The sequence below is a fragment of the Mesorhizobium sp. WSM4884 genome (assembly GCF_029625675.1).
In the GTDB taxonomy this organism is placed as follows: Bacteria; Pseudomonadota; Alphaproteobacteria; order Rhizobiales; family Rhizobiaceae; genus Mesorhizobium.
In genome coordinates this window covers 127,614-142,247 of the sequence record NZ_JARTVO010000010.1, presented here as the reverse complement: position 1 = coordinate 142,247, position 14,634 = coordinate 127,614, and the positions used below count along the sequence as shown (strand labels likewise).

Genomic DNA, 14,634 nt, shown 5'->3' with positions numbered 1-14,634 from the left:
GGCCATGTCGAGCCTGCTACTGGCGCCCACGCTCCTCCGGCAGCTTCCGGCCGGCGCAAAGCTCGCCGTCTGGCCGCAGACTCAAGACACTGCGGCGAAGAGCTGCTGGGCATGGATTCATCCGCAGGGGCAAGAGTAGCCATCGGCGGCATCGAAGGTAATACGCGGCCGGCTAGTGTTACCGAAATGGAGTCCCCGGGTTGCAGTCTGTGTCGCGACTTCGCGCCGCACATCCCAAGATTGACGCACTCCTATTTGAATGTACATTGTCCCCGATGGTGACGTCAGCAATCCGTCGTAGGACAGGACTGCCCATCTATGACGCCGCGCCCCTTTATCGAATGACATTCGCGTCCGTGGCTTGACCGCTTGGAGGCCGTCAGGTGCTTGAGCGCGGCAGTCTCAAGTTTTAAGGGGTGGCAGCGTGGAATCTGCTCCTCGCGAAAGAAGGAAGCCCCAGGCGACTTTCGATCGTATATGCCGCGGCTAGGACGGAGGTGTCGGAATAGCGCGCGCCGACCAGTTGTAGCCCGACGGGCAGCCCTTGATCATCCAGGCCCGATGGAATCGATGCTGCTGGTTGCTGGGTCAAGTTGAAAGGGTAGGTGAAGGGCGTCCAGTCCACCCACCCCTTGTAACTATCATCCGGCACATTTCGCCCGACGGGGAACGGCGCGATAGGCATCGTCGGTGTGACCAAGAGATCGTAATTTTCGTGGAACTTCGCCATCAGAGCGGAGAGCTCGAACCGCATCGCCTCAGCTTCCTGAAATTCGGTAAGGGTGATCTTCAGCCCGCGTTCGGCACCTTCCAGAAAGCCAGGATCTAGTAATTGTCTTTGCTGTTTGTTCATTCGTGACACAATACGGGCGGCGCCAGCGAACCAGAATGTAGAAAACACCTCCACCGGATCCGCAAATCCCGGATTGACTTCGGCCACCTCGGCCCCAAGAGCTCGAAGCTGGTCGATCGCATTATCGGTAACGTTTTGGATATCTCGCGCCACCTTGACATAGCCGAGGTTCCGACTGTAGCCGATCCGCAGGCCCCTGATGGTGGTCTTTGCTGGATCGGGGTCGAGACCTAGGTACGCCGGACCCGCATAGCCATCGCGAGCGTCCTTTCGTGCAATCACATTCATCATCAGGATCGCATCCGCAACGGTGCGGGTCACCGGCCCCAAATGAGACAGCGTTGTCATGGCGCTAGCTGGCCATTGCGGAACGATGCCGAAGGTTGGCTTGAAGCCGAAGGTCCCCGTGAAGCTCGCCGGTATCCGGATTGATCCCCCGCCGTCGCTACCCTGATGAAGAAAGCCAAGGTTGAGCGCAGCCGCAACTGCCGCCCCTCCCGACGACCCGCCTGGTGTCAGGTCAGGATTCCAGGGATTGCGGGTGATCCCGTAGACCGGGCTGTCTGTTACCCCTTTCCAGCCAAATTCTGGAGTGGTTGTCTTGCCCAGGATAACGCCACCGGTCTCACGGATACGGGCTGGAACAGGGGCGTCTTCAGTCCAGGGTCCCTCGGTGCTGCCGGACAATGAGCCACGTCTTGTCGGCCAGCCTCGTGTCAAGGTGAGGTCTTTGATGGTGGCCGGAATGCCATCTAGTACTCCGGCTGGTTCCCCCTTCATCCATCGACCCTCCGAGGCCCGGGCAGCAGACCTGGCCCCTTCGTGGTCGACGAGGCAAAATGCGTTCAGCGCCGGGTTGTTGGCGTCGATGCGGCTGAGACAGTCATCGACGACTTCAACAGGCGAGAGCTGCCGCCTTCGGTAGAGTTCCAGGCATTCGCACGCCGACAGACCCTCAAGAGATGTTGGCACGGATGAACGAGTTTTCATTTTACGAGGTCCGCTACATTCAAGCCTGGCATAAGACGGCAGTTATTCATTCGTTCTGCGGCCCTTGTCAGACCGATCATCAAGACGTCGGACGGGATCCCAACGTGTTCTCTACGAGCTTGATCCAGTACGATGTTCCATAAGGAATCGCCTCGTCGTTGAAATTGTAGGCAGGGTGATGCAGGCCGGCGCTGTCACCGTTCCCGCACCAGACGAAAGCACCCGGCCGCGCCTGCGCCAGGAAGGAGAAATCTTCCCCCCCCATTACCGGTGGCGTCTCGAGCACATTGTTTTCACCGGCCACGCCCTTGGCCGCGCTTCTCGCAAGGTCGGTCTGCTGGACCTCATTGAAGAGAATTGCGTCGAAGCTCTGAAATTTAATATCTATCTTCGCGCCGGTTATCTGGGCGATGCCGGCGACCACTTCGCCCACCCGCTCCTTCACGAACTTGCGCACCTCCGGCTTTAGCGTCCGCATGGTGCCCACCAACTCCGCTGTTTGCGGAACGACGGGGACTAGTCTCTGCCCGGACTGGAACTGGTGGAACGAAATTCCTGCCGAGTCGACAGGGTCAATGTTCTGAGCCAGGATATGCTGCAGGGCCGTCACAAGCTGAGCGCCGACCAGAATCGGATCGATGCATTCATGAGGCCTTCCAGGGTGCCCCCCTCGCCCTTCAATGCTAATTTCTATGCTATCAGTTGCCGCCATCACTGGACCTTGCCGGATTCCGAAGACACCTACCGGCAAGCCCGGACGATTGTGCATTCCGTAGATGTGCTCGATGCCGAACCGCTCCATCAAACCGTCATCTAGCATGGCAACGGCGCCGGTACCGATCTCCTCGGCAGGTTGGAAGATCATGACCGCCGTTCCAGCGAAATTCCGAGTATCGGCAAGATAGCGCGCGGCACCCAACAGCATCGCGGTGTGGCCGTCATGCCCACACGCATGCATCAAGCCCTTGTTCTTGGACGCATAGGGCAGATCGGTCGCTTCGTTGATCGGCAGCGCATCCATGTCAGCGCGCAATCCGATAACCTTTGGGTTACCGTCGCTCACGACGCCGTTGCCCTTGATGACGCCAACGACGCCGGTTTTGCCGATGCCGGTCGCGACGGCGTCGCAGCCGAATTCGCGCAGGCGCTCGGCGACAAATGCCGAAGTACGGGGGATGTCGAAGCCCAGTTCGGGATGTGCATGGATGTCCCGGCGCCAAGCCACTATCTCGGGGAGAAACTCTGCGACGCTATTGAGAATTGCCACGGGGACTTTCCTTTCTTGCCGGTTGCAGGCGAATTTCACGCTTTGTCCTTGCGAGAGCCGGGAGACCCGTTTCCGCGCTGCCGGGAGCACAGCATCCTCTGTGCGACGTAGGCACCCCAGCTATTCCGCCGACTGAAGCCGCTCCAATTAGCCGGGGACCGACAATCCTGAATTCCGCTCCGCCCAGAATGTAGCAAGTGCCAAAGAGCTTGGTTGCGCGAAGGGCGCCTTGGTCCCGCAGAATATCATCGTTTTTTGGTCATTGGCGCATAACACCTGCAGGCTGAGAGGAGGTGCCCTGGTATATATGCGGGACCATTCAAAATAGGACAGCCGACATTCAGAAGTGCGGGACAACTGCGACCCGCGGAAGGCGCGTGGTGGTTGCCTGGGCGGGCTCTTTTGAAGGCTACTCTTCAGCAATTGGCAGAGCAAACGACGCCTTGATCCGATCCATTACAACGATTGTCTTGAACCCCTTTACTTCAAGATGTTCGTAAAAAAAACGACGGGTAAACGCCTCGTACTCGGCCATGTCCTGAGCAGAGACCGTAATAATAAAATCCGCTTCACCCGTAACGTAGTAAGCGTTCATGATCTCAGGCGTCCGCCGAATTGCCTGCTTGAAACGATCGATGATATCGGCGCGATCGCGCTCGAGAGTGATGGATACCAGCAGGAGCAGGGGCCGACCGACGGCTTCCGGTGAAACTATGGCAACGTCCGCTTCGATGACGCCAGCGTCTCGAAGTCGCTTTAATCTCCGCTGACAAGCGGTAGCCGATAGTCCGGCAAGTTCGCCCAATTCCTCTGTCGTAAGGCGATTGTTGCGCTGCACGACGTTGAGAATCTTCCGGTCAATTCGATCCAGATCCATTCACAATCTCTGCTCATGATGATATCGGCCAATGCCAAGGCCGCCAGTCCGTACGTCCAAAATGTAGCAAGTGCCAAACGCCCTCTCGGCGCTAAAGTCGGTCCAAGTCGCAGAAAATCGGCGTTTCTTTCGCCATCTGCGCACAATACCGGCATAGTATAACTATCTGAGGGGTGCCGCTGAATCGATGGGCGTTGCTGGTGAGCAGTTGCGGGCCAGCGCAAGAACGGCAGATTCGATCGGGTGGGGGCGATCCCCGGTCGAAAAGATCCTACCGATCTCGTTGCTCAGGCGCAGAAAACATGAGTTGCAGCACGCTCGCATCAGTTCGAGGCAAGCGTGTTAGGGAGCGACATCACCAAGGGTGTCGGCGTTGCAGCATAAATCGGAGACCATGAGAGTCAGGCTATGAACCGGCCCCGGCTTTCGGATGCCTTACGGCCCTCGCGCGTCGGCCGCGAGTGAACTATGATCCGCATGGGTGTGGGGCTGGAGGAGAAGGTCGTCGGCTCAGTCAGGCTAACGTCGCTCCAAGCACTGGTAAGAAGCCCTATCCGCGGTCTGAGAATTACCCAAATTGATCTCTCGTGAGGCAGTTGTTGCAGCTGCATTCCGTCGAGACGCTTCAGTGATCCGCGAGAATGGCTCGCGATCTCTGCGTGAATCGCGGTTTGGCGCAGGAATGCGGCGTGGGAGACCGAATGTTAGACCAAAGTCGGCACGAGCACCGTGTAAAATGGGCAGGTCAGCGCAGACCAGTCTGGCGGCATTCTTACCCTTGCCGGAACGATCGCCTGAACAAGGTAGCTCAACCGCCGTCCGCACTCCCAGGAGAGAAAGCCATATGCTTCCCTTGGACATCCTCCGAAAGGAGTTTCCAGCCACAGCAAACGCCATCTACATGGATGTCGCGAACCAGGGCCTCATATCAAGCACAACATTGGCTTCAATCGAGCCTCATTTGAACAATCGGCTGCATGGCCTAAACGACGAAGAAAGAATGCTCGAACACGTCGAGCGTACTCGCGCTAGGTTCGCACAATTTATCAATTCAGATCACGATGAAATTGCAATTACCAAGAATGCATCGGAAGGCATCAACATCATCGCTAATGCGATCGATTGGAGAGATGGAGACAACGTCGTTCTATGCCCAAAATTGGAACACGCAAATAATATCTTGCCATGGATTCAGATCAGAGACCGCTACAATGTCGAGTTGCGAGTCGTAGAGCCGGATAACGGCTCAATTCCCCCTGATGCATTCGTAAAGGCGATTGATTCTCATACCCGCGTTGTTGCCTTGGCGACGGTGACGATGGTTCCGGGGTTTCGGACCGTCATGGAGCAGATATCCGAAGCCTGTAGGCACTACGGTGCATTTCTTTTGGCGGACGCGACGCAATCTGTTGGGATACTCCACACCGACGTCAATCGACTTGGCGTAGACGGTGTAGCAGTGTCCACTGTGAAGGGTTTGATGGGTCTTTATGGATCGGGTTTTTTATATTGCCGTAAAGAATGGGCCGATCGGCTGAGCCCGGCCTATCTTGCGCGCTTCAGCGTAGATTTCGGAAACGCGCCAGAATCAGCTCCGGTACCTAGTTTTGTAAAGTTGCGCTCTGGCGCGCCCCGCTTTGATATCGGGCATTACAACTTCCCTGGCATGTTGGCTGCATATGCATCAATGGGCCAGCTACTTGATATCGGAACCGAGGCGATCGACCAGAGCGTTACCTCACTCGCAAAACGTATGGCCACTGGTCTCTTAGATATCGGGCTTCCGGTCTGCGGCGGGCCACCAGGCGCTCACACTGGAAGTATCGTAGCCGTTGGCGATTCCAGCGATCTTGTTGAAGGGCGCCCAGTCGACGCCCGCATTCGGTCGCTTCACGAGCATTTCACGAAGAACGGGGTAATCGTCTCAATACGCAGAGGCATGCTCCGGTTTTCCCTGCATCTTTACAACACCGCCGATGAAGTCGATCGCGTAATCAATCTGGCCAAGAGCTGGTCGAAGTAAGAGCGACACGGCTAGTTCATGCACACAGGAGAGTACATGTCGACCCAGAGCGCCGAGACTATCGGACTTCTCCAAGATCTTATAAAGATCGAGAGCATCAATCCATCGCTGTCGCCAAAAGGTAGTGGAGAGCAAGGTGTAGCCAAGTTCCTCGAGGGTTTTTGCAAGGAGCGGAAGCTGGCTTACGGGATACAGGAGGTGGCCGATGGTCGCTCGAATTTCCTGACCTGGGTACCTGGGAAAGAACCCGATAGGCGTATTCTATTCATTGCTCATATGGATACCGTTCCTATCGATAGGTGGGAATCAGATCCATTCTCGGGTGAGCAACGGGACGGGCGAATATATGGGCGAGGTAGCTGCGACACAAAAGGCTCACTTGCAGCTATGTTGATTGCGCTTAGCTCACTTGGTGAACGGCAGCCCCGGGCCACGGTTGTTGTGGCAGCCAGCATTGACGAAGAGTACCGCAAACTTGGCGCCCGCGCTATAGCCGATTCCGGTGTCGCTTATGAGGGTGCGGTAGTCGGTGAACCCACCGAATTAGAGCTCGTTGTAGCTCACATGGGTTCTGTCCGCTGGCAAATCGAGGTTCAGGGTGTACCGGCTCATACGTCGAAGCCTCATCTCGGAGTGAACGCGATCACGGGCATGGCCAAGGTGGTATTGGCACTTGATGAGCACCATCGATCCCTTGTGTCTCGGGCGCAGCACCCATTGGTAGGGTCATCACAGCTGACCGTGAGCCTCATCGAAGGAGGTTTGGAACTTACCACTGTACCGCCGGTATGCCGTATCTGGGTCGATCGGCGTCTCATACCCGGGGAGCGGCCGCAGGACGCGTTGGCGGAGGTAGAAAGCATACTGGAAGGCCTTCGCCAGGGCGAAGACAAGATCAATGTTCGGTCATTGCTTCCCGCATTGGAAGACCCGCCTCCAATCAGTTCCGGGTCGAGCAAAATTGCAGCAGTCGCAGGAGCGGCTTGTGCCCACGTCGCGGGGACCGGAGAGCAGAAGGGAGCCACCGGCGGCTCGGATGCAAATCAGCTGTCATTGGCTGGGATCCCGTGTGTGATTATCGGACCCGGGCGTACTGCCCAAGCCCATACGAACAACGAGTTCGTTGAAATCGATCAACTGACCAAGGCTGCTGATTTGTACCAGAGAATCATGCTCACATATTAGGAGTGGCCGGCCTGATGGGGGTGCTCAAACCCCGTCCATTGGGCCGCGGACGCCCCGGATGCTGCATGAGCGTGGCGGCCGCAACGTCCCGATCTTCGCTGGTCTCGTCGGCGCTTCCCACGTAGATCTTGCCGCCCGTGCTTGAAATTCTGTTGCGACAGGCAGAGTGCGTCTTCACCATAGGGAGGGCATGATCTTCCACCGGAGACGCAGAGCCACCGAAAATTTGGCGCTCATATGCGGATAACGTACGGCAAGTGCCTAGGAAATGCAGATTTTCCGCGACAAGAAGAAATCCTCGGGGAAAACAGCCTCTTGTGACGTGATACGAAGAGAAAGTATGCGGACAGGACGAATGCCTGATCCGTTCGAGGAATGCCTGTTTTGAAGGACTCGACGAGATGAAATATGAGAAGCCATTTCCGCCCGAGGAGTTTCGGCGTCGTGTTCATGACGTGAAGCAGCGGATGGAGCGAGCGGGGCTGGACTTGCTGATCTGCCAGGATCCCGCGAATATGTATTGGCTTACCGGCTTTGACGGCTATTCGTTCTACGTGCCTCAGGTGGTCTTAGTGCATCTCCAGTCGGACATGCCCCTCTGGTTCGGACGTTTCGTCGATGTAAATTCCGCTTATATAACGACGGATCTGCCTAGAGAAAATATAAGCTCATTTTCCGATCATAGACTTCAACATCCAGAATTACATCCATTTGACGATCTTTGCGAGCTTATCAATTCGCGCGGCTGGGGATCTGATCGAATCGGTGTCGAGCTTAACGCCCACTTCTATACTGCCCGAGCACATCAACATCTCGTCAAAGGCCTTCCGAATGCAAAATTCTCTGATAGCCGCGAATTAGTCAATTGGGCACGGCTTATAAAATCTGACCTTGAACTAGTCTACATGAGAGAAGCGGGCCACCTTGCAACGCATACGATGCAGACGGCAATCGCTAACCTAAGGCCTGGAGTGCCGCAACATGAGGTCGTCGCGGAGGTGTACCGGGCCCAGACACGAGGGGTGGACGGTAAATATGGCGACTCTAGCGGTCCTCCTCTTATCCAGACTAGCGAACAAACGAACGCTCCGCACCTCAGTTGGACCGAGGAGCCCTTGCCGACCTCTGGCCTGGTTCTCATGGAGTTCGGCGCCACCCGACGCCGCTACTGTGCGCCGCTGTGCCGCACCGTCCACATCGGAAAGCCACCCGCAGAGGTCTCGCGTCTTGCTGAGGTTATAGTGGAAGGCGGGGATGCTGTGCTCGAGATGGCAAAGCCTGGTACCGTCGTTGAGGAGCTTAATGCGGTGTGGCAAGATATCCTCAAGCGGAACGGGTATATCAAGATAGGCCGCTCCGGCTATTCAATCGGACTCAACTTCCCGCCGGAATGGGGCGAACGCACGGTTAGTATTCGCGCGGGCGACAAGACCATCCTACAACCAGGAATGTGCTTCCATTTTCAGTCGGGGGTTAGGCTCGAAGGGTTCGGCGCCGCCATCTCTGAATCATTTATTGTAACCGAAAGGGGCGGTGAGCGATTGGCAGATGTTGATCGCCGCTTGATCGTCGTGGACTAGGTGATTTGGATGTGACCCAAATCGTTTTGCGATCTCACTGGGTCCGTTCGAAGCCGGTTGAAATTTGTTTCTGCGGCGAGCGGATGAACGGATCTAGCTTAAGGACGGCGCTGTCTGAGAGGTGCGGCATGCCCAACCTCTGGGACAGGAGAATCTCGCCTAGCACATGAGTTCTCTGCATCAGCGGAGATTAAGATCCGTAGGCCGAAATGAGCCACCTGTGACGCGAGCGCGGCGTGAACGTTGCCCCATTCTACAAATGCGCGGATGACGCAAGAGGACTTAGCTTTTGAGGAGCATTGAGGACGAGTTTACGCGCGCCTGAAGCGGGCTCTTGCCAACCCTGCGCGCCGGTGGGAACGCGAGTATGGTCCGCCCCGTCCGTGCAACACGTCGCGACATCAGCACACGTTGTTCCCGATAGATGGCTCGGCAGCGAAGCTCGCCTTTTGCCCGGGGCTCGCTTCATCCTTTTCTGCTGTTTCGTGCGACTTCACCACTTCACCAAGTGAATGTCTGGGTTATCGCGGGGACCTCAATTTCGGGACCCCAAGACCTCCTTCCGAATGAAGTCGTCCGCGATGCCATCGTGTCTGAAGCGGTCGCGGTCACCCTGCACAGTGCCGGACGAAAGTAGCCTTGCGGCGAGTTCCGTCTAAGATTCGAGGCGGTTGCGCCTGCGTCAGTGCGCCTGATCGGTGTCGGTCGAGAACTTAATGCCACGAGGCCAGATCGGGAACTCGGGATCGGGAGATCGGCGCTGGAACCAACTACTTTCCGCGCCGCCGGCGACCAGCGCGACCTTCGCTCGCGGTCGCTAAGCCTCCTGGCAAGTGAAGTTGTGAGCCGTGTCCAATTCTACGCGAATTGGCTGCTGTTTGCAGGAATGCAGCTAAAGGGGCATCAACTGCGCTGCCGATCGGCGCTGTGGCAGCAATAACCTAAAGGCATCAGCATACCATTGGAGTCTTAGATGAGGGGTACGTCAATCACGGCATTACGCAGGCTCAAACGGCCAGACCTTTTGCGTGGTGATGCGTATCTGAACGGCGCCTGGCTCTCCAAATCAGATACTCTTGCCGTGTTTGATCCTGCCAGCGGTGACGAGATCGCTCAAGTTGCGGCTTGCGCAGACGCCGACGTTGACGACGCGGTCCATTGCGCAAGAGCAGCGTTCCTCAAGTGGCGCGACATGCTTCCGTTACAGCGTGGTGCATATCTGCGGAAATGGGCGGCAGGCATGCGGGAGAGCGCCGAAGACCTGGCTGTCATCATAACGGCCGAGCAAGGAAAACCGATTGCTGAAGCCCGCGGCGAAGTTTCATACGCTGCCGGCTTTTTAGATTGGTTTGCAGGGGAAGGGGAGCGGGCTTACGGCGAAACGATTCCCAGCCATCTCCCCGCAAGCAGGCTGGCCGTGCATTTGCAGCCGATCGGGGTGACTGTCGCCATTACGCCATGGAACTTCCCAGCGGCAATGATCACCAGAAAGGCTGGAGCTGCACTGGCCGCTGGCTGCACAATGATTGTAAAGCCGGCACCCGAAACGCCACTGTCGGCCCTCGCGCTTGCCCGCCTTGCCGGGGATGCTGGCATTCCGCCCGGCGTGTTTCAGGTGATCACGGGCGAAGCTCCGCCACTTGCCAAACGGCTGTTGTTGCATACCCACGTGCGTGCGTTCTCTTTTACGGGCTCCACCGAGGTCGGCAGAATCCTTCTCGAGCAATCCGCGAAGACAGTGAAGAAAGTCTCGCTCGAACTTGGCGGCAATGCTCCTTTCATCCTTTTCGGCGATGCGCCGATCAACGCTGCGGTCGCCGGTTGCATGGCAGCCAAGTTCGCGACATCCGGTCAGGACTGTCTCGCGGCAAACCGGATTTATGTGCAGCGAGAGATTTACGAGCATTTTACGGAAAAATTTGCCGAGGCCACCAGTAAACTAAAGGTCGGGCACGGATTGGAGCCAGGTGTCGACATCGGTCCGATGACAAAGACGTCTGGTGCTGACAAATGCAGGCACCAGGTTTCTGAGGCTCTAGCAGCCGGGGCTCGAATGGTAGCAGGCGCACAGCACAATTCGCTTGGCGGGAACTTCGTCACGCCGGCCGTGCTTGCTAATGTGACCGATGACATGGTGATTGCGAAGGACGAAACGTTTGGACCTGTCGCTGCAATCCTGCCCTTCGACGACGAACGGGAGGTGGTCGCGCGAGCCAACAATTCCGAGATGGGACTTGCGGCCTACGTCTATACCCAAGATCTCAACCGAGCCATGCGGCTCTCCGACCGGCTCGAATATGGCATGGTTGCCGTGAATACTCCAAAATTTACGGGGCCGGGCATTCCGTTCGGCGGCTGGAAACAATCCGGCCTTGGTCGCGAGGGCTCAAGGCACGGTCTTATCGAATATCTCGAACCCAAATACCTCTGCATCGGCAACATCGCGGCCTGAAAGGAAGCATTCAATGACCATCAACATCAAAGAGATCACCGAAAAGGACCGCAACTCGGTCTTGCATCCTTTCACTCAGCTTAAAGATTTCGCCACTGGCAAGCTCGGCGACCCAACGATCGTGGTGACAGGGAAGGGGATCCGCATCCAGGACGCGCATGGCAACCAATTTATCGATGGCTTTGCCGGCCTATACTGCGTCAATGTCGGGTATGGCCGCACGGAAGTCGCCGATGCGATCTCGCGTCAGGCCTATCGCTTGGCGTATTACCACTCCTATGCGGCGCACACGACCGACGAGCTTGCGATCCTCTCCGATCGCCTTGTGAAGATGGCGCCGGGCAAGATGAGCAAGGTGTTCTATGGCATGTCCGGCTCGGATGCGAACGAGACCCAGGCCAAGCTTGTTTGGTACTACAACAACCTGCGTGGCAAGCCGACCAAAAAGAAGATCATCTCCCGTGAACGCGGCTATCACGGCTGCAGCGTCGTGTCGGGCTCGATGACGGGCATGAGCTTTTATCACGACCACATGGACCTGCCACTTCCGCAGATTGTTCACACGGGTGTTCCACATCATTACTGGGGCGCAACCCCGGGCGAAACCGAGCGCGAATTCTCCGCTCGCCGCGCCGCCGAGCTTGATCAGTTGATCGAGCGGCTCGGCCCGGACAACGTCGGCGCCTTCATTGGCGAGCCCGTCCTCGGCACAGGTGGTATCACGCCTCCGCCGGAAGGCTATTGGGAAGCGGTACAGACGGTCCTCAAAAAACATGATGTGCTGCTGATTGCCGATGAAGTGATCACAGGGTTCGGCCGCACCGGTTCCATGTTCGGCTCACAGCACTATGGCATCGAGCCAGACCTCATCACGATCGCTAAAGGTTTGACGTCGGCCTACTTCCCGCTTTCAGCGGCAATCGTCGGTGAGAAGGTGTATAAAGTCCTGGAGGATGGAGCCGACAAGGTCGGGGCATTCTCGCACGGCTACACCTACTCTGGTCATCCGATCGGCGCCGCCGCGGCCAACGCGGTCCTCGATATTGTCGAGAAAGAAGACCTCCCCGGCAATGCGCGTGACGTCGGCGCGTTTTTCCAGGCGCAGTTGCAGGAGAGGTTCGCGCAGTTGCCGATCGTCGGCGAAGTGCGGGGCGTCGGTCTTATGGGCGCAATCGAGTTCGTTGCCGATCGCGACAATCGGAAGCGTTTCGATCCGGCGCTCAAGGTAGGTGCGCGAATCTCGAAGGCCGCCCGTGACCGTGGTCTTATCGCTCGGGCCATGCCGCACGGGGACATTTTGGGCTTTGCTCCGCCGCTGGTTACAACCAAAGCTGAGGCGGAGGAGATTGTTGCAATCGCAGAAAGCGCCGTGCGCTCGGTTATGGATGAGCTTGTTCGCGAGAGTGAGAAAATCTGAATGAGTTGGGCCATCTTGTCGTAATCAAGGCGCAAACTCAAGCGACGGCCTGATCGGCTTGCGGGGCTGCCAGCTGAGCTGGTGCCGCGTTCCGCTCATTGAGTTTTCGGCGGAATTCAATGCAGACACTGCTCAGGAGGAACTGGTGGCCAATTCGACCGCACTCAATCCCTGGGAATGGCCTGAAAGCCATTGGCGGCGGCGCATCAACAAAGTCAGAGCGGGCAAGGCACTAAGACCAATGTGGCCCGGCGGTAAACGCTGTGCCTTCGCCATCTCGTTCGACGTCGATCATGAGTCGAACGAATTGCGCAGGGGAGGGCGATCGCTAAGCAGATTATCCTGGGGTCAGTACGGGAGCCGACGAGGGATGCCTCGGGCTTTGGAACTCTTGAGAAAGTACGACGTTCCGGCGAGTTTTTTCGTTCCCGCTGTGATCGCTCAGTTGTATCCAGACGAGCAACGCGCAGTTGTCGATGAAGGCCATGAAATTGGCATGCACGGCTGGATACACGAGCTAAACTCGGAACTGAGCGCAGAGAGCGAGCGCTCTTTAATGATGAGGAGTGCCGACACTCTTGAAAAAATCACTTCCAAACGCCCGACGGGAATTCGAACGCCTTCCTGGGATTTTTCCGACGCAACTCTACGGATCATACGTGAAACCGGATTGACATACGACTCATCCCTTATGGCCGATGATAGTTGCTATGAGCTGCTGGAAGACGAGGAACCCACGGGAGTGATTGAAATACCGGTCGAATGGATTCGAGACGATGCCACTTATCTTTGGATGAGTCCCGATGGGTCTTCACGGCCAGATTTATCAGTCGACGACGTGCTTTCTGTATTTATTCGGGAGTTCGAAGGGGCCTATCAAGATGCCGATTTATTTCAGCTGACTCTGCATCCACACGTCATTGGATATCGCTCACGGATCTGGATCGTAGAAGAATTAATTCGACGCGCCAAAGCAAAGGGTGACGTTTGGTTCGCCACACATCATCAGGTCGCCGAGCGTGCGTCCTCATGTCTCTGAAAACTCTCAGACAGGAACGCCGGTAGAGTGCGGTGTTCTTGGGGCGGCGCAAGCCGTCCTGCGCCTCGACCGTTGCGGCGGTCACCAATGGATTTGGAATGACGCGGATCATCCGCTGTCCGGTATTCGCTTTCAGAGCGGGTACAGTGGGAGTTCTTATCTTGGAGGAGGACTACAATCTTGATTGACACGACCTTTGCCGGAAAAACGGTGCTGATTACCGGCGGGTGGCGCGCTTGGCCCGGCCAGTGCCAAACTGCTGGCGGCGGGTGGAGCGGATTTGGTGTTGGCTGACCTGTCGCAAGAGGCTCTGGACCAAACTCTGGCCGCCTGTCCTGGTGCCCGTTGAGTTGTCTGCGACGTGACCGATCCGGCGATGCTGGAAGGGCTGGTCGACCTCGCCCGCGAGAGCTTTGGCCGGCCGGTTGAGGGCTTGGTCGCGGCCGCTGGCATTACGGTGCGATGAAGCGGCTGATAGACGTGAAGGGTACGAAGCCATGTTCAGCTTCAACGTCGGGGCCATTTGGCGAATCTGCAAGCTGCATCCCGCAGATGCGCGAGCTTGGCCGCGGATCGGTGGTGCTCTTCAGCTCGACTGCTGGTCTGCAGGCCTCGAAGGACGTGCCGATCTATTCGGTGACCAAGGCGGCGGTTGTGATGATGACTCGCACGCTGGCGCTGAACCACGCGGCAGAAATATCCGCGCAAACTGTGTCTGCCCCGGAACCATCGCCAGCCGTTGGCCGAGGCCGGCGTCGCCTTCGCCCGGGGAGAAGCGGCACAGGTCGAGCGCCGGACGAAGATCATCGCTGCGCATCCGATGGGCCGAATGGGGTTGCCGTCCGAGGTGGCGACAGCTGTCGGCTATCTGCTGGACGATGCGGCGGGCTTCACCATCGGCGCCGCGCTTACGGTCGACGGAGGCAGCCTTGCCTAAGCTCCGGTCAGAAA

At 57.3% G+C, this 14,634-nt stretch carries 10 protein-coding genes; 7 read left to right on the top strand and 3 right to left on the bottom strand.

From position 1 onward, the window contains the following. Nucleotides 1-409: 409 nt before the first annotated feature. From P9236_RS17995 to P9236_RS17985, 3 genes are all read right to left on the bottom strand, one after another. A complete protein-coding gene (locus P9236_RS17995) occupies nucleotides 410-1,843 on the bottom strand; it encodes an amidase (RefSeq protein ID WP_063169332.1) in 1,434 nt (477 codons plus the stop codon). Between the two features lie 79 nt (nucleotides 1,844-1,922). Next, entirely contained in the window at nucleotides 1,923-3,110 is a 1,188-nt protein-coding gene (locus tag P9236_RS17990; RefSeq protein ID WP_063169331.1) for a M20 aminoacylase family protein, read from the bottom strand. Between the two features lie 409 nt (nucleotides 3,111-3,519). Further along, nucleotides 3,520-3,987 (bottom strand): Lrp/AsnC family transcriptional regulator, encoded by a 468-nt coding sequence (locus P9236_RS17985; RefSeq protein ID WP_063169330.1) that lies wholly within the window; start codon nucleotides 3,985-3,987, stop codon nucleotides 3,520-3,522. Nucleotides 3,988-4,831: 844 nt separating this feature from the next. Between P9236_RS17985 and P9236_RS17980 the strand changes: the two genes are divergently transcribed. From P9236_RS17980 to P9236_RS17950, 7 genes are all read left to right on the top strand, one after another. Next, on the top strand, nucleotides 4,832-6,010 hold the full coding sequence (locus P9236_RS17980; RefSeq protein ID WP_063169329.1) for an aminotransferase class V-fold PLP-dependent enzyme: 1,179 nt from the start codon (nucleotides 4,832-4,834) through the stop codon (nucleotides 6,008-6,010). A 36-nt stretch (nucleotides 6,011-6,046) separates the two neighbouring features. After that, entirely contained in the window at nucleotides 6,047-7,195 is a 1,149-nt protein-coding gene (locus tag P9236_RS17975) for a M20 family metallopeptidase (protein WP_063169328.1), read from the top strand. A 401-nt stretch (nucleotides 7,196-7,596) separates the two neighbouring features. After that, the gene (locus P9236_RS17970; RefSeq protein ID WP_063169327.1) at nucleotides 7,597-8,775 is read left to right on the top strand and encodes a Xaa-Pro peptidase family protein; all 1,179 of its coding nucleotides are present in this window, start codon (nucleotides 7,597-7,599) and stop codon (nucleotides 8,773-8,775) included. 973 nt (nucleotides 8,776-9,748) lie between these two features. Beyond that, complete coding sequence (locus P9236_RS17965; protein ID WP_063169326.1) at nucleotides 9,749-11,227, top strand: NAD-dependent succinate-semialdehyde dehydrogenase; 1,479 nt, start codon at nucleotides 9,749-9,751, stop codon at nucleotides 11,225-11,227. A gap of 13 nt (nucleotides 11,228-11,240) precedes the next feature. Beyond that, entirely contained in the window at nucleotides 11,241-12,644 is a 1,404-nt protein-coding gene (locus P9236_RS17960; protein ID WP_063169325.1) for an aspartate aminotransferase family protein, read from the top strand. Between the two features lie 145 nt (nucleotides 12,645-12,789). Further along, nucleotides 12,790-13,683 carry a polysaccharide deacetylase gene (locus P9236_RS17955; RefSeq protein ID WP_224570030.1) on the top strand — a complete coding sequence of 298 codons (894 nt, stop codon included), beginning with the start codon at nucleotides 12,790-12,792 and terminating at the stop codon, nucleotides 13,681-13,683. 739 nt (nucleotides 13,684-14,422) lie between these two features. Continuing rightward, a complete protein-coding gene (locus P9236_RS17950) occupies nucleotides 14,423-14,620 on the top strand; it encodes an SDR family oxidoreductase (protein ID WP_063169323.1) in 198 nt (65 codons plus the stop codon). Nucleotides 14,621-14,634 lie beyond the last annotated feature (14 nt).